This window comes from Anaeropeptidivorans aminofermentans, assembly GCF_940670685.1.
Taxonomy (GTDB): domain Bacteria; phylum Bacillota; class Clostridia; order Lachnospirales; family UBA5962; genus Anaeropeptidivorans; species Anaeropeptidivorans aminofermentans.
Genome location: NZ_OW711693.1, coordinates 216998 through 242726, shown reverse-complemented (window position 1 = coordinate 242726; position 25729 = coordinate 216998). Strand labels below are relative to the sequence as shown.

The following is a 25729-nucleotide window of genomic DNA, read 5'->3' as shown; positions in this document are numbered from 1 at the left end:
GCCTGAAAATAGTCAAATCGATTGCATCTTGACTTTCCGGATACGCCTTTTATAACCTTGATGAAATTAAAGAATTTTTATAGCAAATTCTCATAAAGAAATACCAAAACTAATTCACCGCAGACACAAAAGTACGGCTTTCCTTCGGAAAGAGTATGTTTTATAGTAAAATAGCTTTAAGGCAGCAACAAAAAACTATTTTTCATAACCGGCTTAATATAATAGAAACATTTATATTAAGCCATTCAAAATATACGATTTTTGTTACTGTAATTATACTATTTTACTATAAATCTGCGTGAATATACGGTTTTGTTACGGTTTCATTTTAAATTTACTATACTCCTTCATTTATAAGTAATGGCTTCGTTATATTATCAATCGGGGTACATAAATATATACGTAAAAGTTTTATTTTTGCTTACCGCTATAATGAAATAGTCAAAGCATGAATGCCTCATAATAAAAAATTATTTTTAATAAAAATTAAATTTTTACAATGAAATGCATTAAAACCCATGGCCTTATTGATTAGCGTTCTTTTCCCATAATAAATTATCTATAAACTGCCTTGCGGTTCTTCCTGAAAGACCTTTATGGGTAAGCTCCCATTGAAAGGCTCTTTTTGAAAGCTCCTCCTTGGAAATATCCATTCCTTCAAGCCTTGCAATGCCTTCAACGATATTTACGAATTCGTCGGGAGACGGCCTGCCGAAAGTGAGGGTTAAGCCGAACCGATCGGATAAGGAGAGCTTTTCATTCATCATATCGGAAGTATGGACCTCTTCATCATTAGGGTCGGTTATTTTATCCTTCCATTTCTCCTGAATAATGTGACGGCGGTTGCTGGTGGCATAAAAAAGCACATTTTTAGGCCGCGCTTGGGTGCTTCCTTCAAGAAGGGATTTCATATGCTTATATTCTATTTCAAAATCCTCAAAGGATAAATCATCAACAAAAATGATAAAATATTTCCCTCTTTTCTCAATCAATTTAAGTATACGGGAAAGCTCCATTATTTGTTCCTTTTTTATTTCAATAATTCTAAGGCCCCTAGCATAGTATTCCGTTGAAAGAGCCTTGATACAGGAGGACTTTCCTGTTCCCCTTGACCCGGCCAAAAGAACATTATTTGCCCGAAAGCCCTCCAAAAAGGCCTCGGTATTGCTTTTAAGCTGTTTTTTCTGATACTCGCAGCCGATAATTTCATCAAAATATACCTTATCAAAGTTTTCCACAGGCTCAAGATTCTTGGCAGCGCTATTATACCGAAAGGCAGGATAAACCGCCAGGTCCCCGCAGCCCTTTTCCATATAATAATCAGCGGTGCTTTCAAAAAATTCATCAAAGCTTTGGGCATTGATGCCTTCTAAAAAATTCAAATTGCTTTCTTCAAGGCTTTTATAGTCTTTTATATATTCTCCGTCGGAGCCCAGAAAAAATTCGGGCGGGATACTCAAAATATAATAAATTGCCTCCATATCTTTATGGGCAAACTGTAATATGCTTTTGTTTCCTATGTTTTCTTTTCTTTCCAAGGCCAAAGTGAAATAATTTTCGTCCTGCAAAAATATTTTTATGATAAGGTCTTTATATATATTGCCGCTAAGGCCTTCCTTTTCCGCTTCGAAAATAAGCTTTTGAACGAAGCTCCTTTGGTTTTTCCCTCCTTCTTCACAAAGGGCATAGAGAGCCTTTATAATCTCATTTTCCTTTATATTATTATAAATATAAAGACCGTCCAATCGCTTTCCTATCTCTTTGTAAATACTGTCTCTTTCCATCAGGCTCCTCCTATTGTATTGATATGGTATTGATATTTTTCGAAAGGTATTTTTCGGATAAATATTCTAACGTTTCCTTTGTTATTTCCTCTCCGGGGGCTATTAAAGGGATTCCCGGCGGATACGGCGTTACAAAATCCCCTGAGACCTTACCCAAAGCGTCTTTTAGCATCATAGATTCAGGCGCTTTATAAAGGGCTTTTTTCGGGTGAATTATTTGCTTCGGAACAGGATATTGATTTGTAATTTTAAACTCTTTCAAGGGGAAATTTGATATTTTTTCATCGATTTCACTTAAGGCGAAGTGAAGCCTGTCAAAGCCTGCTTTTGTGTCCGCAGGGCTTGTCATTAAGATAAAATGGTTTTCTGCCGCCATTTCAAGCTGTATTTTATATTTATCAAGAAGCTCCTGCTCTATATTGGGATATGCTCTTTTAAGAACAAAGGTAAGCTTTCCTTTATCTACCGAAAGGATATGACTGGTATTTTCCTGCTCTTCTCCCATTAAGATGAAATTTTTATAAGAAAGGGCTTTTTTTCTGTATCCCTCTAGAATACTGATATAATCTTCAAATATCTTCTTTTTGTCTTTATATAATAAATCAACGCAATTGTCAATACCGGCCATGAGGATATAAGAAGGGCTCGATGTCTGAATCATGGATAAATGGAGCTTTAAAAGCCTTTCGTCGAAAAGATTTCCCTGAGTGTGCAAAACAGAGGTCTGAGTATAAGAAGGCAATGTTTTATGAAGACTCTGGATAGAGATGTCAGCACCCATTTCAAGAGCTGTTTTAGGAAAATATTCTGAGAAGGCGAAATGAGAACCGTGGGCCTCGTCTACAATAAGAGGGATATGATATTTATGAACTTCTTCCGCTATGGCCTGAATATCTGAAACAAAGCCTTCATAGGTAGGGCTTACAATAAAAACCGCCTTTGCCTTGGGGTTTTCTAAAAGCGCCTTCTTAACCTCCTCAGGGCTTATGCCTGCAGGGATGCCGAAGGAATTAATCTTTGGAAAAACATATACAGGGTTCGCCCCTGAATAGATTAAAGCCGAATAAACGCTTTTATGGCTGTTTCTTGCTACAATTATACTTTCTCCTTCCTGGCATAAAGCACAGATGGAAGCGATAATGCCTGAGGTAGTTCCGTTAATAAGATAATAGGATTTTTCTGCGCCGAAAAGCACAGCACATTTTTTTTGAGATTCAAAAATCATTTCCTTAGGGTCGTGAAGATTATCCATTTCCGGTATTTCCGTAAAATCAATTTCCGCAGGCTCCGTATGAAGGCTTAAAAAAGCCTTATTTCTTTTATGCCCGGGCATATGAAAAGGATAAATGCCCTTTTCTTTATAGTTCATAAGGGTTTTGTATATTTCCATAATATTCTCCTTAAGATAAATCGCCCGTTACTTTTATTCCGCTGCAGGTATAGGGCTTTAAACGGCTTGGAATAAAGTAAAAGCAAATGGACGATGCTCATTTCATATTAAAGCAAGGATAGCGCTTCATTTTCTGTATAGCTGTATTTGCTTTTATGACCCTATCAACAGCTGGCTTCAAAGAACTTAAAATAAGAGAAAAGCAAATTAACTATACTGCTATTTTATATATATTTAAATATAAATAAAGGCTAAAGCCTATAAGCCTTAGCCTTTATTTGCATTAATAAATATTCAGAGTCTTTTCCCCTATGCTTTCTTTGTTCACAAGATTTTCTCTGTCAAGAGGAACTGAAATTACGTCCGGCTCTCCGTCGGATATATATTTTAACTGAGGATTTGCCTTGTAGTAATCAAGAAACCACCATAAATCCATTTCTTCATTATTGGTTCCTCTTACTCTCGGAACATTCAAAGGGTCAAATTTAATGCTGTTAGGGGCGGCGGAATTCTTCGTAGGGCCTTCCCTTAAAGCCCATTTATATTCATATGTTTTACCCTGAAATTCTCCTTTAAGAGCCAAAGGCCTTAATTCCTCTTTCGGCCGTACGCCGTAAGGATAACAGAAAGAGGTCATCTGATAGTCCGGCAGTATATCCTTTACAAAAAGGTCAAGGCTTACAATTTCATTTTGAATGCCTTCTGCATTTAATTTTGATAAATTGCTGTGGCTGTATGTATGGTTTCCTATTTCGTAGCCGTTTTCTACAAGGTACTGAAATCTTTCCGAAAGATTCCCTGCACCGCTGAATGCCCCTTGATAGCCGTTGATGTAAAATATGGCGGCCTTTCCGAAGTCCGGCCTTTCATCGCAAAATGTATTTATAATTTCTACGGCGGTATTTTTCTTAGGTTTCAGGCCTTCTTCTGTTTCTTCCAGAGAAAATGCTGTGCTCCAGCCATCGTCGAAGGTTAATACGACGGGGCTTTTCCCTGGTTCCACCTCTATTTTATTCTGAATCAGGCTTTCCATGGAAGTAAGCCTGTAGCCTTCGTCATAGAGCCTTTCCAGATCGCTTCTGAAATCCTTGGCGCTTCTTTCAAGATTCTTATTGGTATCGTATTCTACGATATGATGATACATTATAATGAGAACGTTCCCAACCTCATTGGGCTTAAGAGAAGGATCAAAGGGCTTCTTTTCAGGCTCTTGCTCCGGTTCTGCCGCCCCTTCCTCCTTGGGAGGCACAGGTGTTTCAGGCTGGGTATTTTCTTCTTGTTCAGTATTTTCCTTTTCGGGATTTTCTTTATTTTCCGTTTCTAAGGCCTTCTTATAGTCGGAGCTGTTTTCTATCACTGCCGCAACGGCACTTACAGGCTCTCCCGAGGCAACACCGCTGCACCCTGTAAAAGCCGTGGAAAACAACAGCCCCCATAAGGCTATCTTATTTATAAATTTATTCATCCTCAATGCATAGCCCCCCACGCTGCAATATCTATTATGAGCCATTTGGTAATTTCTAACAAAGTGAAATTTAATTTGTTTGACAAATTTGAATTGCCGTTTACTAAATTCGCCGGCCATCTTTCAATTACATCTGCCCTGCGCTCTAAGTTCGCGGCCTTTCATCATTCATAATGAATGTTTTTATAAAACTATATGCTTAAAAGATGATTTTTCTTTTTGCTTTCATTTGATTTTATGCGGGTTAAGGCCATATATGATTATTTACTAAAACTAGCTTTAATAAAATTATATGGGCTAACCCTAGCCTTCAAATAATTATAAAGCCTTTGGCGAATTTTGTCCACAAGGCAGATATTAAATTATAATTAACTGTTTTTTACCGTGAATTTCAACAAAAGTCCCTTAAATTCTCGGCAATTTAATATTCTGTTAAAGGTTCTATGTTTATTTGGCGAATTTTGGCGGATTTATTAAATAATATCTGTCGTTTCAAATAATTATTTAATAAAAATTTAAGAATGGTACCTATGGCCCGTAAATGGCGGTTTATATAGCTTTTGGCTTTTAAAGGCTGTCTTTTTCAGTTTACAAAGTCATTTAAATGATATATGCTAACTGTAATAAAATTTCTGTCATTTTTATTAATTTTTACTTAAGCGGAACTTTTTTAATAGGTATATCGTCTTATGAGTAGATGATTTGTATTTTTGCTTTGCCTAGGCAGTGTCTGAAAACCGGAAAACCGACGGATATTTTGTAAGAAAGTGTGAATTCGAGGAGAAAACCGCAAAGATAGCAGCGCTATCTTGAGGATTTACAACGATGAAGTCGCACTTTTATGGCAAAATATCCTAGAGTTTGGAGTTTTCAGACACGCCCTAGTATTTTTTTATTATTATAAAACGGGGTGATCGTATCGAACCTATAATTTCTCTTAAAAATGTACGCAAGGTCTATAAAATGGGAGACGAAAAAATAATCGCCCTAGACAATATAAACCTTGATTTTGAAAAGGGAAAAATATACTGCCTTTTAGGGACCTCCGGTTCCGGAAAATCTACTTTGCTTAACCTCATAGCCGGCCTTGAAAAGCCCACAAAAGGCGAAATAATCTTTAAAAATTATCACATAGAAAAACTAAACGAAAGACAGCTTGCCGACTACAGGCAGAAATATATAGGCTTTGTTTTCCAATCCTTTAATCTTCTGCCGTCCTTTACGGCGCTTGAAAACGTTACATTGCCGCTTATTTTTAAAAAAGTGAGCAAAAAAGCACGTATGAAAAAAGCAAAGGATATGCTAAACGCCGTAGGCCTTGACAAAAGGGAGAACCATAAGCCCTCTCAGCTTTCAGGCGGGCAGCAGCAAAGGGTAAGTATTGCGAGGGCCTTTATTAACGAGCCGGAAATTGTATTTGCCGACGAGCCTACAGGAAACCTCGATACGAAAACCACCCTTGAAATGATGGAGCTTATTACGGGTATGGCTAAAAGAAATAATCAGACCTTGATTATCGTAACTCATGACCTGGAAATTGCCCATTACGCCAACACAATCATAAGTATCCGAGACGGAAACGTTGAAAAGGTAATACATTCCGAGGACTATTCTGAAGAAGACTTAATTAAGCAATTTGTAAACATTTAAAAAAGAGGAGTAGAGATGATGAAGAAATTTGCAAAAATACTGCCCATGATGCTGGCTTTCGTTATGGCTTTCAGCGGAAATGCATATGGGGGAAGCACGGAAACGCCCTCAGAAATTCAGGACCTTATAGATAAAATTAACAGTCTTGACAGAACAGTTTCTGATCAAAGGGATAAAATAAGAGAATTGGAAGACCTTATCAATTCCGGTGGTGGAACCTCAAATCCCACTCCGGAAAAACCGTATATAATGGTAGTAGATCCTCTTTCCATAGATATAGAAGCAAATACAAGCAAAACATTCTCAATTACCATTAAAAATCTTGTAAGTCCTTCTGCAAAGAATATACTTACTACTGTTAAATCAGCAACTCCCGGCATAGTTGCTTCATTTGAAGGAACCGACGGTTACCGTTCCCAGCTTGGAAACAAGGCTTCTTATAAAGCAAAACTCAATATATCTGTTGATACTTCTGTAAAAACGGGATATTATGCTTTAGAGTTTACCCATGCCTACCTTAATTCCAATAACGAAGAAAAAACAAACACCAGCAGTATTCAAATAAAAGTAGACAATAAAACTGCCGCTGGAAATTTAATAATAGACAATTTAACCACCAGCCCTCAAAACATTAAAGCCGGAAGCGATTTTACCCTTGAAGGAATAATAGAAAACAAGGGAAATTCATCTGTTTCCGACGTTCAGGTTTCTATAGATGGTCTTAAATCCGAAGAAATCTTTATTAAAAATTCGACTAATATCGTAAGCTATCCAACTATGGATAAAAATATTTCAAATAAATTTTCAATAAACTTAAGCAGCAATAAGAAGCTTAAAAACGGCTCTTACCCTATTACCCTGAAGCTTTCTTACGATAACGGCGGAGAAGCTCGCCAGACAAAAGAATACTCCTACTATGTAAGCATAAATGACGGCACTGCATCGGAAGGCTCAAGCTCCGAAGTATACATAGAGAGTATCTCTACCCCTAACTCTACTATAGGCGTAGGCCAGAACTTTACCATGACGGCAGTTGTAAAAAACACATCTGCTGCTGCCGCGAAAAATATAAAAATCACTGCAAAACCGGAAGGCGAAGGGGCTATCGTACCGAAATCGGCAGCTATTTTGCAGATTAATAACCTTAATTCAGGAGAGTCTCAAAACCTTTCCTTTACCTTTGCCCCCACAGCGGCTTCAAAAACGCAAAACTATGTTATCGGCTTTACCCTTGAATATGAAACGGGAAAAATAAAGGACGACGACACAAAGGAAGTCATCTCCTTTACCCAGTATCAGGGAGTTAATGTATCGAACCCCGAAGGGGATAAAAAAGACGAAGAGAAGGACGAAAAAACAAGCGTTCCTAAAATTATCGTTAAAGCCTACCAGAGTGACCCTGTTATTGTAAAGGCAGGACAGGAATTCGACCTTTCCATGACCTTTTTAAATACCAACGCTCAGAAGCCTATAAAAAATATAAAGGCCTACCTTACTGTTGATGAAGGCACCGAGAAAAAGGGAAGCGTATTTTCACCGGTCAACAGCAGCAATACCTTTTATATAGACCAAATGGCCCCTAAAGGCGAGGTAACGAAAAACCTTCGTTTTTACACAATACCCGATGCTTCTCCTAAGACTTATACCATAAATGTTAATTTCGAATACGAAGATATGGAAAATAACGAATATAAAACCACAGAAATCGTAGGCATCAGCGTAAAGCAGGTAACAAAGCTTGACGTAAGCGAATTTGTAATCGATGAAACAGGCTTTGTAGGCCAGCCAATCTATCTTAATTTTGAGATGTACAACACAGGTAAAGTTACCCTTTCAAACCTGATGATTAAGGTTGAAGGTAATTTTGATGCCAACCAGAAATCAACTTACTACGGAAGCTTTAACCCAAGCAGTACAGAATATTATGACAATACCCTGATTCCTACGGAAGCCGGAAGCCAGACAGGTAAAATAGTAATCTCCTACGAAGACGACGCCGGTGAAAAGGTGGAAGAGGTAAAAGAATTTAACATAGAAATAATGGAAAGCGCCCCGATGGAAGAGGGAATGGGCATGATGATTGACCCTGAAACCGGATTTCCCCTTGACCCTGAAACCGGCCTTCCTATCGATCCCGCAACAGGCCTTCCTATTAAAAAAGGCGGCGGCATAATTAAATATGTTGCCATAGGGGCAGTTGTATTAGCAGCGGCAGCAGGCGGCGCTGTGCTGTATAGAAGAAAAAAGAAAAAGGAAAGCTTTGATTTAAATGAGTAGTATCGATATTATCGTAATGAGCCTCCGGAATCTCTTTAAAAGAAAGGTCAGAACCTTTCTTACAATATTAGGGGTTGTTATAGGTACTGCCGCAATTATAGTAATGATAAGCCTTGGTATTGCCGTAAATAAGAATTTTGAAGACAGCCTTTCATCAATGGGGGATATCAGGATATTAACCGTATATAACCCCAGCGGAGGAAACGGAAGATATTATGCCATGGACACAAACGCTTCCTCTTCAAGGGGAAAGGATAAAGTAACCCTTGACGAAAAAGCTCTTGAGACCTTTAAAAAGCTTCCTAATGTGGTGGCGGCGACCCCCACGATGGAAATATATCTTCAATCCGTATCAGGAAAATACGTAACCAGCCTTAACATAAAAGGTGTTGACCCTGAAGCTATGGAAGCCTTTGAATATAAAATAGATAAGGGCGAGCTTTTAAGGTCCGACGAAAAATACGCCGCTGTATTTGGTGCGACAGCGGCAAGCAATTACCGTGACCCAAAGGACAGAAACTGGTGGATGAAGGACAATACGGAGCCTGTTGTAAACGTCATGGAAGATAAAATAGAAGTAAGCTATGACTGGAGCTTCGGCCAGGAACAAAGCAATCCTTTTTACACTGAGGAAGAAACCGGAAAGCAAAAGCCCAAACCTATAAAATTAAGTGTTAAAGGCGTTTTACAGCCTATGAACTGGGATACAGACTATTACGTATTCATGAACATTAAAGATGTTCAAAAGCTTAAAGCCGATCAGGCACGATATGAACAGAGCCAGAATTCCGGCGGCGGCTATTCCGGCGGTCAAAGAAGCACAAATACCAATGAATTTGACAATATTCTTATAAAAGTAAACGATGTCAAAAATGTAGAAGCTGTGAAAGCGCAGATAGAAGAAATGGGATTTTATGCCGACAGCTATTTCATCGATATGCTTAATCAAATGAACGAAATGAGCAGAAGCCTCCAGCTTTTCCTGGGAGCCATCGGCGCCGTTTCATTATTTGTTGCAGCCATCGGCATAACCAATACCATGATTATGTCTATTTATGAAAGAACACGAGAAATTGGTATTATGAAGGTTATCGGCGCCTCCATAAAGGATATAAAGAAGCTTTTCCTTCTGGAAGCTGCCCTCATAGGCTTTATAGGAGGACTGGCAGGCCTCGGCCTAAGCTATCTAATCTCATTTCTCTTAAATAATACAGGCATGTCTTTCCTTTCAGGCATTACAGGCGGCGGTATGGGCGGTGGCTCTTCCGTAAGCGTAATCCCTCTTTGGCTTAGCCTTGCGGCTCTTGCCTTTGCCTGTGTCATTGGCCTTGTATCAGGCTATTTCCCGGCGAAGAGGGCCATGAATTTAAGTGCCCTGGCTGCCATAAGAACAGAGTAATTGCATCTTTGTTTAAAAATATAAAAGCTGCTAAGATTTAAGTTTTACAACACGGCCTGTTACTTTGTTTTACTTAATCCTTTATTTCTCTATATATATAAATAAAAATCCGCCTTCGAGATTCGTTTTCTTAAAGACGGATTTTTATTTTTGGGGTATCACCCTAGAGCATATTTTGAAACCATCAAAATAACCAAAGGAGAATGCAGGAAAGATAGGAAACAGAATAAAAGGAAGAAGGAAGTTTTTCATAACGAGTAGCAAAACGACGGTAATTTTTGAGTTTAAGAAAAAGGTTTTCTACGAGATGCCGTTCCTTATAAAGCCACCAGTCAGTTTTCTTTGAGTTCTTTCGTGTCTTCTCATAGGCTTTAGTATATCATATTTGATTCCTTTTACCACAATACTTAGGTTTCAAAACATGCTCTAAGGTTATATGTCAACTTATAGTAAATTTCAAATGAAATAGTAATAAAAATCGTATATTTTATGTTTAGTAAGCCTGGAAACACTTACAGGGAAACTGTTAAAGTGTTTTCAGGCGAACGCCCCCTTATAGCCAACAAAGATATTTTAATCTTTGTTGGCTATAAGGGCTATGTTTAAGCCGTATATGAAAAATAGATTTTTATTGCTTCCTTCTGTGAAATTTACTATACTTTTATTCCGCTGCAGATATCGGACTTTAGAGGGCTTAAAATAAAGTAAATGAATTGACAATAGGAGCGTTTCATATTAATCACAATTTGCTCTTATTCTGAAGAGAATATTTAGGTTGATACGGCTTAAAATAAGAGAAAGGCAAATTGACTATGATACTATTTTGCATTAAAGCAAGCATAATAAAAGCCCATAGGAATTGATCTAAAAACCAGCAGAGCCGGTATCTCCTATGAGCCTATTTTAAATTTATAGTCACTTTAGTTCAAAACCGCACAGAGGGCGTTTATTAAGTACTTGAACTTAACATACGCCCTATAGTTATGCTTGATAAATTTGAAAACAGTCTTTTTATTTTTAAGTTTAATTAGTTTTCCTTCCGTCTATAGCAAATAAACTGAATCTTTTTCAAGTTACTATATTTAACCGTTTGAAATTAAATAACTGTATTGAGCTTATCCAATAAACTCGGTATTTCGCTTAACGATTCAATAGTGTAATGGGCTAAAGACTGGTCAAAGGCAAATCTTTCATCTTTATATGCTGCAACAGTCATTCCTGCCCTGCAGGCGGCCTTTATTCCATAGTTGGAATCTTCTATTACAAGACAGTTCTCAGGGGATACGTTTAAAAGATTTGATGTATGGATGTATATTTCAGGGTGGGGTTTGCTTTCTTTAAACATATCGCCGCTTATAATAGCGTCAAAATATTGTTTTAAACCGCAGGAAGTCACAACGTTTTCTATACCCTCCGGTGAGGTTGAAGAAGCAAGACCTATTTTATACCCTCTTTCTTTAATATAGTTTAATACATCATAAACATCTCTTCTTAATATGGAAGGATAATCTACAGAACAGTCTAAAAAGAAGGTTTCATATTCTTTATTAAATTCTTCTGAGTCAAGGTTTTCTCCCGCCAGCTCAAATATAATTTCCTTGGTTCTTTTATTGGTGGAGCCTACGGTGGGATAAAGCTGTTCTATCTTTATTTCCGGATTTCTTTTAACAAGCCTTTCATATATATGGTTTATATAGACAATCTCACTGTCAATCAATACGCCGTCCATGTCAAAAATAACTGCCTTTATCATGATAACTCCTTAAAAGATATTTGGAAAATCCATAAATAATTAAAAATACGCTGCTGTAAATTCTTTATTAAATGCCGTCCTCCGGCTCTTCATCACTAATAGGTTCTTGATAAGTAAATTTACCTACATTGGTTTTACCGGCTTCTGCTATTTCATCGGCAATATAATCTATATTTGAATTATCTTCCAATATCATGCATTTCATACACGTCTCAATGGCCATGCCTAAATTGGTACCGTATAATATTTTAACATTTTCGTGATGAAAAAAAGCCGTCACAGCGTTTTTAAAGGGCGAACCCCCTAAAATATCGCATAAGATGAAAACGGCATTTTTATTTTCAATAGCATCATAAGCCTTCAGCAAATTATCTTTTAAAATATCCTCGCTGTGGCCGTCTTCAAAATTCACAGTCTTTAGAAAATCCTGTTTTCCAATAAGCATACGAATTGAATCTGCCATTCCTTCGGCAAATCTGCCATGGCCTGTAATAATTACTCCAGCCATCCCTATCACCTCTCATAGGCATATTATTTTCATATTACGGAGCACCGAACGTCGTTTTGCACATGTATTTTTCCCTTGATGAAACATATATCAATCTGCTTTTATTGCATCCCAGGTATTTTGCTTTAAATACCATGAAATAAGAAAAAAGCAATAAGGATTTTTAATTCGCAAAATACCGTAAGCGGTATTTTAATCCAGTCTGGATTTTTTCTGTTCCATTGATTATATTGCTGTTCCATATTGATTTAAATATATTCGTAAATCATTTCCTATTTATTCTTTATAGGCTATAAATGAAAACCTATGGTAATTGCCGGGATAAGTTTCAATACTGTAATCAATGGGCCTGTCATATTTATCAAAGGTAAGGCTTTCAAGCATATTTATCGGGGAATTTACTGAAACCTGCAAATACCCGGCTTCCTTGATGTTAATAATGCCGGCATAAAGAGTCCTGTAGGATTTAACAGGCTCTGCATCGTATTGCGTCGTTAAAATATGATAAAGAGATTCTTTGGAAAAATCGTATTTTTCCAAACCGTGGAAAATCTTTATAGGCACATAATTTTTTATAAAAGTAAAGGGCTGGTCATTTGCATAGCGCATTCTTTCAATCTTTAGGCATTTGTCTTTCTTTTCGAGATGCAGTTTTGAAAATATGTCTTCATCAAAGCCCATGATATCAGAAGCCACCAGAACCGTTCCGGGCTTTTTGCCTAAAATATTAAGCTCTTCTTTATAACTGAAAATATGGGTTATAAACTCCCCTACACTTAAAGGCTTGACAAAGGTTCCGATGCCTCTTTTACGCTCTACAAGCCCATCCTGAGCGAGGCGGCTATAAGCCTGACGCACCACAGGGCGGGATACCCCGAATTTCTGGCAGATTTCATTTTCCGTGGGCAATTTTTCCCCCGGGCTTATGATGCCTGCACGCATTGCCTTTATTACGCTGGATTTAATCTGCTCATGTAAAGGCACAGGGCTAAATTTATTTATGTTAACATAATCCATAGGTACTCCTTAAAAGGGATTTATCAAATAATCGAATATAGCCTGAAAGAGATATCCTTTGCAAGAAAACATGCATTCACGTATTTTCAATGATAAAACCGCGCTTCTATGACAAAACAGACTAGATTCTTGAATTTTCAGACATACCCTAATTATAAGCCTGCTTCTTTCATAATGTCAATGCTCTTGCTTGTGCCTATACGCTCTGCTCCGGCTTCAATCATTTCCATAAAGGTCTTATAGTCTCTGATTCCCCCGGCTGCCTTCACCTTTACTTCATGGCCCACAGATTCCTTCATAAGCCTTACATCTTCTGCCTTGGCCCCTGACGTACCGAAGCCTGTGGAGGTTTTTATAAAATCAGGCTTAACAATCTTTGCGATTTCGCATAGCTTTATGATTTCATCCTTTTCAAGATAGCAGTTTTCAAAAATAACCTTTGAAAGAACATTTGCTTTTTTGCAAAGAGAAACAATTTCTTCCATTTCCTTTTGAATGTAGCTATAATTTTTATTTTTCAGTTCTGTAATATTGATTACATAATCTATTTCATCGGCGCCGTCTTCTATGGCCTTCTTTGTCTCATAGGCCTTTACGTCGATAGTCGTCTGCCCCAAGGGAAAACCAATTGCCGCCCCCACATGCACATCTGTTCCTTCCAAGTATTTCTTGCAGCGCTTAACCTGAACAGAGTTAATCGCTACCATCATAAAATCATACGCTCTGCATTCATCGCATACTTTTTTAATATCTTCATTGCAGGCGTAGGGGTATAGAATGGTATGGTCAATATATTTATTAATTGGAAAGTTCAAAATATCACAGCCTTTGCCTATTTTTACAGATAAATTTTATATTGCCTGTTTATTTTAAAGAGTTTATAAAATTCAATTTTGAATCGTCTTATAGTCTCAAGCGCCGTTCCTAGATTTTCCTTCGGAAAATATATTTATGCTTAAAATTAATCAAAATCAAAGCCTGATTTAAGCCTATTATATCTATTTCTATTTAAAATAATTAAATATTAATTTCTTTTTAAACTGCATGGAGCGCTTCAAAGAAAGAAGCGCTCCATAATTGATTACATAATACCAAGGGCGGACATTATAACGGAGAAAACAATAATTAAAACAATCAGCTTCAATGTTCCCATATTCTTTTTCTTAAAGAGCCAATAAAGCATAAATACGAACCCAAGGGTTAAAATATTCGGAAGAATCGAGTCAAATATGCTCTGAACGGATACGCCTCCCGGAGCGATAAGGGCTTCGGAAAAACTGAAATTAATATAGCTTGGAATAAGCCCTCCGACAACCATAATACCTAAAATACCTGCGGCTTTGGATATTGCGGCGGCGTTTTTACTGATAATATCCACTGCTCCTACACCCATTTTATAGCCGAAGCTGCCGAACCATAATCTTGAAAAGGCGGCAATGCCCCAGATTATCATATAAAGTATAGGGCCCATTACGGAGCCGTTAGATGCAAGAGAGCAGCAGATAGCCGCCGATATGGGCAGAAGAGTAAACCAGAATATGGCATCCCCAAGGCCTGCAAGAGGCCCGAATAAACCTGTTTTTACGTTCTTTATAAGTTCTCTGTCCTGGCCGCTTTCTTCAAGAGAAAGAATAAGGCCCTGAAGGAAAGTCGCCATATGGGGCTCTGTATTGATAAAGTCCATATTGTTTTGCATGGCGGCGGCGATTTCTTTCTTCTGATTGCCGTAAATCTTTTTAAATCCAGGAATCATACCGAGGCAGAAGCCGGGCGCCTGCATTCTTTCAAAGCTGAAGCAGGCCTGCTCTAAAAGAGAAAGCATGCTCATCTGATTAATATCTTTTTTAGTTAATTTATTTCTAGATACCGACATCTTCAGAACCTCCTTTCGCACCAGCCAATTCTTCTGCTTTCTTCATTAAATTCTGATCGTTTAAGTAATCAAGAAATGCGATTGCAACAGCTGCGATTGCAACGGGAAGAATATTGCCCAAGTCCATAAACGTAGCCATTATAAATCCTATGAAAAGATAAGCAATGTTCTGCTTTTTAAGCATAACAACAAGCAGAAGCGCTAAGCCGACTGCAGGCATAAGCCCACCGGCGATTTCAAAGCCATGGATTAAAAATTCAGGGAATGAATTAACAAATATGGTAATTTGAGTCTGCAAAGCGTAAGCTGAAAGGAAAATAAGTACACCATATAAAGCCGCTTTAAGTAAAAGACCAAAAATAACAATAGAAGCAAATTTCTTCGTATCTGCTTTGGCAGCCGCATCATCTAAAGGTTTAAGGAAGCCTGCAAATGTTGTGTTGCAGATAATACCCATCCACTGTGCAAGCAAAGCAAAGGGAAGAGACATACCCAGCGCCGCCTCGGCCGACTGGCCTGTGGTATAGGCAATAACGGTGGTCATAATACCTGCTGTAAGAGGGTCTGGAGGCACCGTTCCTCCCACTGTCAAAAGCCCCAGGTAAGAAAGCTCCGCAACTGCACCGGCAGCAAGGCCGAGCTGTACGTCCCCAAGGACGATTCCTGCAAAAAATGCTGTTACAAGCGGCCTGAACCAGAAAAAAGATTCCATATTAGAATCAATTCCGCAGATGAAAGCCACCAAGGCCAGCATAATGCCTTGACCTAACGTGATTTGCATAAATACTCCTCCTTTTCGTTTTAGTCTTCGGCTTCTCACTTCCGAAGACAGTATTTTTAAGCCCGAAGGCACAAAAACTTATTCAGGCAGTTTCTTATATCCATCAGAAAAGCATTATAAAACCATACTTAAGGTGTATACTTTTGTAATGCCTTATTGAATTGGAATTGAAACCTTTAAGAAACCTGCCGGCAAAGGTACAGTAAATAAATCCGCAATATTTCTATCAGGTAAAGGAAACATTAATGGAAAGCTGTTATAGTCAATTTGCTTTTATTCTGCTGTAAGTATATGGCTTCAGAGGGTATAAAATAAGAGAAAATCAAATTGACAATGCTGCTGTTTCATATGAATTCAAGCATATATGGTAAAATAATTTGATACGGTAACAAAAAACGTATATTTTATACTTAGTGAACCTGAAGACACTTACAGGGAAGCTGTAAAAGAGTTTTCAGATGAACATTCCCTTATAGTCAACAAAAAGCATTCAGCTTTGTTGACTTTGAATGGCTTAATATAAGTATTTCTATTATATTTAAGCCATTTATGAAAAATAGGTTTTTATTCCTGCCTTAAAGCTATTTTACTATATGAAGCAAAATATTTATTTTGGTTCAAAATCAAATTTTCTGTCGCCTGGGGTGATTTGTATATAAACGTCTACGCCCTTATTTCTTATAGCTCTTAAATCTTCAAGGTCATTATCGTCAAGATATACATGAGGCTCATTGGAAACCCTTTTGCCGGGGCTTACATGCATATTGCCTATACAAAGCTTATCAATGGGCACACCGCCTTCGATAAGCTTTCTGGCGTTTTGAGGGTCTCTTACTACGATAAATATTTTCTGTGAAGGCGCGGCTTTATGAATGATTTCTATGGTCTTTTCGATGGTAAAAAACCGAATGCCAACGCCTGAAGAATCGGCAGTCATTTTCATCAGAGACTGCTGAATGGGGTCATTTGCGGCCATATCATCAGCCACTACAACAAGGTTGCAGCCTGTAATCCCTACCCATGATACGCCTACCTGGCCATGTACCAAGCGATTGTCAATTCGTGTTAATAAAATATTCGGCATATGTCCATCTCCTTCCAAATAATCAATATAATCGGCTAAAAATATGGAACTTACATGCTCTTAAAGCAATAATGACATTTATATTTCTTGGTTATATTAACTATATTGCTTTATAGCGCCCTATGAGAAAATTAGTTTTTATTACCCTTATTTAAGCTTTGCCAAATTATAATGATTTTACATAACTAAATTTTATTTCTTAAATAAGATATTGTCAATATGTAATTACAAATATTTTGTTAAAATCCGAAAAAATATTGATTTATTTTGCCAATTAACTATAATAATTATATAAGCATTTGTTATTACAAATTATAAAAAATATGTCATATATACTCAAAATATGTAAGTATCCCAAATCAAAATGTAAGGAGTGTTGAAAATGGAAAATGCCGTAAAAGAAACCATGATGACCTATATTGAACAGTCACCGGAAGCAGTAGCAGAAAATATAAAAAATGCTGCTGAGCTTACGAAATCCCTTGTAAATGAATATGTAGAAGGAAATTACAAAAACATATGGATTGTCGCCTCCGGCTCCTCCTATAACGGCGCCTACTGCGGAAGACAGTTTATGAGAAAATATTTAAAATGCGAGGTTAAAATCATTTCTCCCTTTACATTTGTAAATACCGAAAATGACTTTACCGATGACGACCTTGTATTTGTAGTATCTCAAAGCGGCATGAGCACAAATGCTATTGAAGCCTTAACCGCCATAAAGAACAAAAAAAGAAAGGCCATAGGCATCGTAGGCAATACGGAAAGCGATTTCAAAGACTATGCGGACCTTTTAATCGGATACGGTGTGGGCATTGAAAAAGTTGGATACGTAACAAAGGGTGTAACCACCTTCGCCTTATACCTTATGCTTTTTACCATTGAGGCAGCTAAGGCCAAGGGTCTTCTGGCAGAATCCGATGCAAAGGAACTGATGAATGAGCTTAAAAAGGTTCCTGAAATTCACAAAGAGGTTCAAAAGGCCTCTCTTAAATTCATGGAGGAGCATTATAAAGCCTTAATTGCCATGAATAAGGTCTATGTCATGGGCTGCGGCGCAAACTACGGCACGGCTCTTGAAGGCGCATTAAAAATCGGAGAAACCGTTCAGATACCTGCCGTTGCCTATGAGACAGAAGAGCTTATCCATGGTCCCTCCTTGCAGCTTGACCCAACTTATCACCTCTTCTTTATAGAAGGAGGCTGCGCAAGCGACAGAGTTCATGAGATTTTCAAGGCCTCCCGTTTTGTAACCGATTATTCTTATTTGCTTACAAACAATGAAAAATACCAGGGAGAAGGCATCCTTACAGTGCCTTTTGAAATGAATGAGCTGATTACGCCTCTGTGCTTCCTTCCTTTTGTACAGATAATTGCTTATAAGGTTACAGATGAAAATAACAGATGGACAAGATGCCCTCTCCATAAAAAAATGGACGATGCCGCCGCAAGCAAAACCCCTAATTATAAAAATACAGTGGTGGACTAATATGCCTTCAAAGTATTCTTTTATCAATAAATTCACAGGGCATTTTTAATCCAAGATACCCTGTTCTCTAATTTCATGTTTTCTATTAATATAAAAGTGCTGCTGCAAATTCTATTTGCAGCAGCACTCTTATAAAATAAAGAAAAAGTACAAGACTAAACCTCATTTTTAAGTTTACTCATTATATTTCCCCTTTAATATTTCGTCAATTGTTTTAAGGACACCTTTATTATTATTGGAAGGAGCAATAAATTGCGCAGAGCTTTTTACAATTTCCTGCCCGTTTTCCATGGCAAAGCTATATTTTGCAGATTTAAGCATTTCTAAATCATTGCTTCCGTCACCAAAAGCTGCCGTTTCGTCCATGCCGATATTCCATAGGCTCTGCAACAGACCAATACCGTTTGCCTTATGTAAGCCCGGTATTATAAAATCAATAAATCCGCTTCCGCTGGATACGGGAGTAACCATGCCTCCTACAAGCTTCTCATATTCCCTGACGTATTCAAAGGCCTGATGCTTAGGAACACTGGCGCAAAGCTTAAATATCCTGTCTTCTATGGCATATAAATCCTCTACAATCATAAGCTTATGGTAATAATGCCTGATAGAGCTTATAAAATTATCTGAAACTGTGCTTTTAACATAAGCACTCTGTTTCCCGCAGATGACAAAGTTTATCCCCTCAAAGCTTTCAAGGACTTTGATTACTTTATCTGCAGATGCCTTTTCCAGCTCACCGCAGAATATTTCTTTACCGCTATCGACAATATATGCCCCGTTTTCCGCAACAAAGGCTATTTCATCTTTTATTTCCGGAAAAAAGGAAATCAGCTGGTAATACTGGTTTCCGCTTGCAACGGCAAATTTTATCCCTTTTCTTTTCATTTCATTATATTGGCTTAAAAAAAGATTACGGTCATATTCCTTCCGGTCATCTAAAAACGTACCGTCCATATCAACGGCAATTAATCTAATCGGCATACTCGCCCTCCTGAGTTTCATTTCTATAATGCTATAAAAGGGCAAATAAAATTGACTTTTGAATATTTTATTCCCTATTAGATTAATTGTACATTACTTTTTCATATTTGAAAAGCGTAAGCGTTTGGCATTTCTTTTTATATAGGCAATGGCTTCTTTATAATCTTTATCGCCTTTAAATAATGCTGAGGTTCCGAGAATAAAGCCGTCAGCCCCCTTATCATAAAGATTTATGATTTTTCCGGGCCATAGGGCGCCGTCTATAAAAACTTCATAAGCAAAGTATTCCTTATTTTTAATAAATTGTTCGATTTTTATATCCACATAGTCTAAGTATTTTTGGCCCGAATATCCGGGGTTTACCGTCATTACCAAAACAGAATCTGCAATGTAGAGCAATTGGCTTACGGTTTCAAAGGAGGTGCCGGGGTTTACGGCAATACCTGCTTTCATGCCCAAAGCTTTAATACTGTCAAGGGTTCTTGCGGGGTGAATATCCGACTCCGGGTGAATATAAACAATATTAATTCCCATATCATAAATTTGCTTTATGTATCTTCCCGGGTCATTTACCATCATATGGATATCCATAGGCTTATCCGTAAGCTTTCTTACGGCTTTTATATCTTCAAAGCCCAATGAAAAATTAGGTACGAAGCTTCCGTCCATAAGGTCCATATGATAGATATCCACACCGGCGTCGTTCAAATCCTTCATCACAAATTCAAGCTTCGAAAAATCAGCACACATCATAGAAGGACATAAATACAATTTACCCATAAATATCAGTCCTTTGATAAACGCTACTGTAATTAACCTGTGACTTCACAATAAATATTTATAGTAAATAAACTAAAAAAGCTCAAACTTATTTACTACAGACTTTAAAAAAACTTACATATGAATAAATAACAGCATCTATGAAATGTTTATAAAGTCCTTCATATGAATAGTATTTTTACAATACCGCCTTCAAGCCTTTTTCCTCCGGTTGAACCGGTATTAATTTTCTCTAAGGGTTTTTGAAATATTAGTAAAGCCGTTTCTATAGGCCTCTTCTATTAAAATGTTCATTTCTTTAAGGGGTTTATCTCTGTTAAGAAAAATTTCAAGAAGCACCGGCATATTAAAGCCGCTGTAAAGAAGCACATTCTCATAAGTAAGACAGTAAGCGCTGCCTACATTGCTTGGGGTGCCGCCGTAAATATCAACAAGCATTATCATTCCTGAGGATATATCAAGGGTTGAAGCAAGGGCTTCCATTTCTTTAAAAATATCTTCTAAAGCAGAGCCTATGTCAACAGATAATGTTCTGAAATTTTCTTGCTTTCCTATAATCATTTCAACGCTTTCCATTGCGTATTCAGCAAACTTCCCATGGCTGCAAACCATAACAGCGGCGTTTCCCATAACAAACCTCCCCATATCCATAATTTTAAGCTGAACTAGACAGTATCTGAAAATAGCCAAAGCCACAAGAATATAAAATAAACTAAAGTTTATTTTATATTTTGCATCAGAAATATATTTATAAGCTTTAAGCTCATAAAGTACAATAGTAAATTTATTATAAAGAAGCCTCAAAAGCCTATTCCGGCAGATTCATCGTTACCAAACAAAAATAAGTTTGATAAAGCTAAGAATACCCTTGCTAAAAAAGAGTTCTGGGCTTACGCCTATATTCCTTTCCAAGTTTGCTTCATAAAAAAACATGAATTTCCTTCGGAAATACAGTAAAATTGCCTTTATACTGCAATAGACACAGGGCTTTCAATATATATAATCAAATAAAAGCAGTTTTACAAAAGCCATTATTATATTTATTCTTAAATACATCTTTGAGCCTAGGTATCGTTAATTTACTTTAATACCTTTATAAGCATCTGGTTTTAGGGGACATAAAATAGGAAAAAACAAATTGACAATGCTGCTATTTTATATAAATTCAAGAGATATACAGCTTTCCTACTGGTAACTTTTAATTTACTATAGTTACCATAAAACCTGAATTCAAGCAGAATCAGAAGGAAATCCGAATATAAAGCATAATACCAAGGCATTCTACTCAGGACTTTACGAAGCAAAGTTTCTGAGTAGAAAACCCCAGAAATAGCATACCTCTGCATTTTTGTTTTATGTAATATTGAGCATAAAGTTTTGACACCTTGCGTCAAAACTGCAGGTTATATTTTAGGTATTTTCAACGATAAGGTCGCGCTTTTATGGCAAAACAGACGGGTTTTGGGTTTTTCGGACACGCTTTAAGAAATTATTAAAATAAAATCCGGCAAAACAAAGTGTTTATTCAATATGCCCTTATTTTAATCAATAATTATCTCTTAGTCAAGTACATGATATATCTTATGAACAATATAAATCCTTTAATGATTATAAAAACCACCATATTTTAATATTTCAACCGATAATACGCCTATAATTTAGATAGTATTACTAAAATATTAAACTATATTGTCGAAAGAATTGCTATATATTCGATATTAATCCATCTCCTACATTGATTGAAATATAATTGTATTTTGGGAATGTTTTTCCCATTTATCTCATATTATTTTGTTCCCTTCAATATAATAAAGAAGATGATTTCACAGGCAAAGCTCTATGGTAACCCACCAAAACCCAGACATTGATACCCATAAGCTTAGCCTGTGTCTTCTTCAAGTTTACTTAAATCACCCTACAGTCAACTTGTTTTTATCCCCCTGTTAAGTATTTGGTTTTAGAGGGCATAAAATATACCAAAGGAAGATGAAAAACCACTTGTAAGCTTCGCTTATAATAAGTTTCACAGAAGGATGCAATAAAAATCTATTTTCATAAACGACTTAAACATATAGAATCCCTATGTTTAAGCCATTCAAAATATATGATTTTTATTCCTGTTTAATTTGAAATTTACTATATATGGTTTTTCAGCTGAGCACCTCCTTAAAGTGAACAAAACATTTTTTCAGCTTTGTTCACTTTAAGACAAAAGCAAATTAGCAAGGGGACCGTTTCAATCTTAATTGACTGCATACCACGTTGTTATCCAGAATTTTTAAGCATTCAAAGGGGGGAGATTCATTGATTCGTTTGGTCCGTTGTGACGACAGGCTGATTCACGGCCAGTGCATGACGAAAATCGTACAGGAATATTTCATCAAGTCTATTATAGTCGTAGATGATTTTACAGCCACCAATTCCGTTATGAAACTTGTATTCGAAAAGGCCGTACCGCCTTCTATGAAGGCAAACGTGTATACCGTCTTAGAATCTTACGAACCTATCAGAAAAGCTGTTTCAGACAGCCAAAATACGCTGGTTCTCTTCAGAAGCCCCGTCATTTACAAATCACTTATGGAAAATGTCGAAGATTTACCCAAGATCATGAATATCGGCCCTGTGGCAAAAAGACCGGGGGCTCAGGAGGTTAACACAGGAACCTACCTAAGCAAAGAAGATATTTGTGTAATTGAATCTTTGGTTCAAAACGACGTAGACGTTTTCTTCCAAATCGTGCCCGGGGAGAAAAAACTCTCATGGGACGATGTTAAGAAGAAGTTGAAGTAAGGAGGTCTATATGACACTGTTACAGGCGTTCTTATTAGGTATCTTTGGCTGGTTAGGCCATACCCATACACCGTTTTTCGGCGGCGGCCTTTTAGGCTGGTATACATTAGGCAGGCCCCTTGTATCCGGCCTTGTCATCGGTCTTATTCTTGGAGACGTACAGGGCGCAATCATCCTTGCCTGTGCCGTTCAGGCCCTATATATCGGCCTCGTAACCCCGGGAGGTTCCATTTCTCCGGATATGAACCTCGCTACATGGATTGCCGTTCCTCTTGGCCTTCTTGCAGGGGCCGGTGCCGGCATCACCGTTGCTATGGCGGCCCCTATAGGAATCCTTGCCACAATTTTATCCCAGCCCTGCCATGCATGTATGATTGCAGTGGCCCACCATCAGGCAAACCTTGTTGAAAAGGGAAAATTACGGCAAGCTACTCTTGTTCCTATTTACGGCCATTCTGTAAAATTTTTATTCCGTTTCCTTCCTATTTTTCTCTGCTGTTATTTCGGGCAGGATTTCCTGAGCAATGTTGTTAACAACAGCCCCGCATGGCTTGTAGACATTCTCACAATATTCGGCCGTCCAATGCCTCTTGTAGGCTTTGCCATACTGCTTAAAATGATGGTAAAGGATAAATTTGAATTCGTATACTATCTGCTGGGATTTGCTCTAATCGCAGTATTCGGCGTAAATATTATAACCGTCGTTATTTTCGCAGCCGTTTTCGCTTATGTTGATTTCAAAATGGCTAAGTATGCAAAGGGGGCTGATGCATAATGGAAGGCACTAAACTCACAAAGAAAATGATTCAAAAGTCTTACATAAACTGGATGCTGTGGAACCTCTCTCTTTACCAGCCTGAAACCATGCAGGCACCGGCCGTTGTTAAAATGGTGGGGGATTTAAGAGAAGAGCTCTACCCTGAAGACAGCGAAAAGCAAAAAGAGCTTATGGAAAGACATCTTCCTTTTTTTAATACCGAACCTTTCTTAGGGGCTATTATCCCAGGCATTATTCTTGGAATGGAAGCCGAAAAGGCTTCCGGCTCCGATGTGCCGGACGATTTGATTGTAGCCATTAAAAGCGCCCTTATGGGGCCGTTTGCAGGCATCGGAGACGCTCTTCTTCCAGGGACGCTGATACCCATACTCCTTTCCATCGGCTTAGGCTTAAGCAGTGACGGGTCTGTTACAGGCATTTTATTCTATATTGTCACTTTCTTAGGTATTATGATTCCTCTTACATGGTTTCTCTTTTCCAAGGGCTGTACCCTCGGAGCAAAGGCGGCGGAGCTTGTTCTCGGCAGCAATATTAAAGATGATATCATCAGAGGCATCAGCATTATAGGCATCAGCGTCGTAGGCGCCATCAGCTGTTCCTACGCAAATATAAATATAGGCTGGACATATGTTAACGGAGATTATATGCTTAATATAAATGATGTATTAAACGGCATATGGCCTAAGCTTCCGGTTCTTCTCGCCGCCTTGGGAACTTATTTCCTCGTGGCCAAAAAGAACTGGTCTATTGTAAAAGTAATACTCCTTTATCTTGTTGTCGCTGTTGTAGGATATTTTACCGGCTTTCTTGCGGTATAAGAATAGGAGGCTGGAGTCTTTGCCTTCAGCCTCTTTCTTTGAATTGCTTCCTTAAACCAAGTATACTTGATGTATATGAAATAGTCCCATTGTCAAATGAAACAGAAGAAAATCCTAACCAGATTAAAATACTGTTTACGGTTTTACCGAGCAAAGATTCTTATTGCTCTTCTCTTGTTTGATGCCTTCTGCACCGAATACTTGCCGCAGAATAAAAACAAACGGGCTGTAAGCTTTATTTACAAATGATTATTTTAAGGTTTCATGATGATGAAGATTCATTTTTCAAAGATGGGAGGGTCCAATTGAATAAATATGTTGAAAAATGCATGGGACAGGTAATCGTATCCTGCCAGGCCTATGAAGACACCCCGCTTTACGGGCCGGAAAATATGAAGATTATGGCGGAATCGGTCCTTAAAGGAGGAGCCAAAGCCATACGGGCCTGCTGGCCCCAGGATATCAAGGCCATACGGCAGCTTGGCGATTTTCCCATTATCGGCCTGAACAAAATAATCGACAGTACAAAAAGCATAAGAGACCAGATTATTATAACCCCTACCTTTCAGTCGGCGGCTCAAGTGATAGAAGCCGGAAGCAATATTCTTGCCCTTGACTGCACCTTAAGACCCTTTAGGGGAAAAGACGTCCTTTGCGCTCTTTTAAAAGAAATAAAGGCCGCATACCCTGAAACAGCAATCATGGCCGACTGCGCTACCCTTGAAGAAGGAATATTCGCCGCTGAAACAGGTTTTGTTGATATTGTATCGTCAACTTTAAGCGGTATGGTATCAGAAAATACAGAAGGGCCGGATATCAATATCCTCATAGAAATGAAAAAGCATATTGACCTGCCTATAAATGCCGAAGGCAGAATATGGGACTTAACAGACCTTAAAAATGTTCTTGATGCCGGCGCGGATATGATAACCATCGGAACTGCCATAACAAGGCCTCATTTAATAGCCGAAAGATTCATAAATTATTATGAAAAGTATAGTAAATTTAAAGTTAAATAGTAGCAAAGCCGTATATTCACGAAGGCTCAAAAATGTACCGTTTCCGAAGGAAATCCGTATTTTTGAGCCTTAAGGGAATAGGCTTTTGCT

At 37.8% G+C, this 25729-nt stretch carries 21 protein-coding genes and 1 pseudogene; 8 read left to right on the top strand and 14 right to left on the bottom strand.

The window, feature by feature from the left end; all coding sequences use genetic code 11:
* Positions 1-524 precede the first annotated feature (524 nt).
* The 3 genes from NBX03_RS00930 to NBX03_RS00920 all read right to left on the bottom strand — a co-directional run bounded on the left by NBX03_RS00930 (position 525) and on the right by NBX03_RS00920 (position 4639).
* Complete coding sequence (locus tag NBX03_RS00930; protein ID WP_250228905.1) at positions 525-1784, bottom strand: ATP-binding protein; 1260 nt, start codon at positions 1782-1784, stop codon at positions 525-527.
* Positions 1785-1794: 10 nt separating this feature from the next.
* Complete coding sequence (locus tag NBX03_RS00925) at positions 1795-3174, bottom strand: aminotransferase class I/II-fold pyridoxal phosphate-dependent enzyme (RefSeq protein ID WP_250228904.1); 1380 nt, start codon at positions 3172-3174, stop codon at positions 1795-1797.
* Positions 3175-3457: 283 nt separating this feature from the next.
* Positions 3458-4639: a polysaccharide deacetylase family protein gene (locus tag NBX03_RS00920; RefSeq protein WP_250228903.1), complete on the bottom strand. Its 1182-nt coding sequence runs from the start codon at positions 4637-4639 to the stop codon at positions 3458-3460.
* Between the two features lie 963 nt (positions 4640-5602).
* Here NBX03_RS00920 and NBX03_RS00915 point away from each other — a divergent pair.
* From NBX03_RS00915 to NBX03_RS00905, 3 genes are read left to right on the top strand one after another with little or no spacing between them, the layout of a single operon-like run.
* On the top strand, positions 5603-6289 hold the full coding sequence (locus NBX03_RS00915) for an ABC transporter ATP-binding protein (RefSeq protein WP_250228902.1): 687 nt from the start codon (positions 5603-5605) through the stop codon (positions 6287-6289).
* 15 nt (positions 6290-6304) lie between these two features.
* Positions 6305-8566 (top strand): hypothetical protein, encoded by a 2262-nt coding sequence (locus tag NBX03_RS00910; protein ID WP_250228901.1) that lies wholly within the window; start codon positions 6305-6307, stop codon positions 8564-8566.
* Positions 8559-9965: an ABC transporter permease gene (locus NBX03_RS00905; protein WP_250228900.1), complete on the top strand. Its 1407-nt coding sequence runs from the start codon at positions 8559-8561 to the stop codon at positions 9963-9965. The genes NBX03_RS00910 and NBX03_RS00905 overlap by 8 nt, the downstream gene beginning before the upstream one ends.
* Positions 9966-10149: 184 nt before the next feature.
* On the opposite strand, the pseudogene NBX03_RS16100 reads toward NBX03_RS00905, so the two are convergent.
* The 8 genes and pseudogenes from NBX03_RS16100 to agaB form a co-directional block, all read right to left on the bottom strand.
* A pseudogene (locus NBX03_RS16100) lies at positions 10150-10299 on the bottom strand (IS5/IS1182 family transposase); the annotation flags it as partial.
* A 762-nt stretch (positions 10300-11061) separates the two neighbouring features.
* Positions 11062-11718, bottom strand: coding sequence for an HAD family hydrolase (locus NBX03_RS00900; RefSeq protein WP_250228899.1), 657 nt, complete (start codon positions 11716-11718; stop codon positions 11062-11064).
* Positions 11719-11785: 67 nt separating this feature from the next.
* Entirely contained in the window at positions 11786-12226 is a 441-nt protein-coding gene (locus tag NBX03_RS00895) for a PTS sugar transporter subunit IIA (RefSeq protein WP_250228898.1), read from the bottom strand.
* A 276-nt stretch (positions 12227-12502) separates the two neighbouring features.
* Positions 12503-13243 carry a GntR family transcriptional regulator gene (locus NBX03_RS00890; protein ID WP_250228897.1) on the bottom strand — a complete coding sequence of 247 codons (741 nt, stop codon included), beginning with the start codon at positions 13241-13243 and terminating at the stop codon, positions 12503-12505.
* Positions 13244-13395: 152 nt separating this feature from the next.
* Positions 13396-14058, bottom strand: a complete 663-nt coding sequence (gene deoC, locus NBX03_RS00885; protein WP_330638432.1) for a deoxyribose-phosphate aldolase — start codon at positions 14056-14058, stop codon at positions 13396-13398.
* A 266-nt stretch (positions 14059-14324) separates the two neighbouring features.
* Entirely contained in the window at positions 14325-15116 is a 792-nt protein-coding gene (locus NBX03_RS00880; protein ID WP_250228896.1) for a PTS system mannose/fructose/sorbose family transporter subunit IID, read from the bottom strand.
* Complete coding sequence (locus NBX03_RS00875) at positions 15103-15897, bottom strand: PTS mannose/fructose/sorbose/N-acetylgalactosamine transporter subunit IIC (RefSeq protein WP_250228895.1); 795 nt, start codon at positions 15895-15897, stop codon at positions 15103-15105. The genes NBX03_RS00880 and NBX03_RS00875 overlap by 14 nt, the downstream gene beginning before the upstream one ends.
* A gap of 607 nt (positions 15898-16504) precedes the next feature.
* Positions 16505-16981, bottom strand: coding sequence for a PTS galactosamine transporter subunit IIB (gene agaB / locus NBX03_RS00870; protein WP_250228894.1), 477 nt, complete (start codon positions 16979-16981; stop codon positions 16505-16507).
* A 382-nt stretch (positions 16982-17363) separates the two neighbouring features.
* On the opposite strand from agaB, the gene NBX03_RS00865 reads away from it, so the two are divergent.
* Positions 17364-18470: an SIS domain-containing protein gene (locus NBX03_RS00865; RefSeq protein WP_250228893.1), complete on the top strand. Its 1107-nt coding sequence runs from the start codon at positions 17364-17366 to the stop codon at positions 18468-18470.
* Between the two features lie 174 nt (positions 18471-18644).
* Here NBX03_RS00865 and NBX03_RS00860 read toward each other — a convergent pair whose 3' ends face one another.
* The 3 genes from NBX03_RS00860 to NBX03_RS00850 form a co-directional block, all read right to left on the bottom strand.
* The gene (locus NBX03_RS00860) at positions 18645-19454 is read right to left on the bottom strand and encodes a Cof-type HAD-IIB family hydrolase (protein ID WP_250228892.1); all 810 of its coding nucleotides are present in this window, start codon (positions 19452-19454) and stop codon (positions 18645-18647) included.
* A 93-nt stretch (positions 19455-19547) separates the two neighbouring features.
* Positions 19548-20234: a ribulose-phosphate 3-epimerase gene (locus NBX03_RS00855; RefSeq protein WP_250228891.1), complete on the bottom strand. Its 687-nt coding sequence runs from the start codon at positions 20232-20234 to the stop codon at positions 19548-19550.
* Positions 20235-20456: 222 nt separating this feature from the next.
* A complete protein-coding gene (locus NBX03_RS00850; RefSeq protein ID WP_250228890.1) occupies positions 20457-20864 on the bottom strand; it encodes a PTS sugar transporter subunit IIA in 408 nt (135 codons plus the stop codon).
* Positions 20865-22538: 1674 nt separating this feature from the next.
* On the opposite strand from NBX03_RS00850, the gene NBX03_RS00845 reads away from it, so the two are divergent.
* The 4 genes from NBX03_RS00845 (at position 22539) to NBX03_RS00830 (ending at position 25639) form a co-directional block, all read left to right on the top strand.
* Complete coding sequence (locus tag NBX03_RS00845) at positions 22539-23024, top strand: PTS system mannose/fructose/N-acetylgalactosamine-transporter subunit IIB (protein ID WP_250228889.1); 486 nt, start codon at positions 22539-22541, stop codon at positions 23022-23024.
* A gap of 10 nt (positions 23025-23034) precedes the next feature.
* On the top strand, positions 23035-23799 hold the full coding sequence (locus NBX03_RS00840; RefSeq protein WP_250228888.1) for a PTS mannose/fructose/sorbose/N-acetylgalactosamine transporter subunit IIC: 765 nt from the start codon (positions 23035-23037) through the stop codon (positions 23797-23799).
* Positions 23799-24620, top strand: a complete 822-nt coding sequence (locus NBX03_RS00835) for a PTS system mannose/fructose/sorbose family transporter subunit IID (protein WP_250228887.1) — start codon at positions 23799-23801, stop codon at positions 24618-24620. Before NBX03_RS00840 ends, NBX03_RS00835 begins: the two co-directional genes overlap by 1 nt.
* Before the next feature lie 305 nt (positions 24621-24925).
* Complete coding sequence (locus NBX03_RS00830; RefSeq protein WP_250228886.1) at positions 24926-25639, top strand: N-acetylmannosamine-6-phosphate 2-epimerase; 714 nt, start codon at positions 24926-24928, stop codon at positions 25637-25639.
* The last annotated feature ends 90 nt before the right edge of the window (positions 25640-25729 follow it).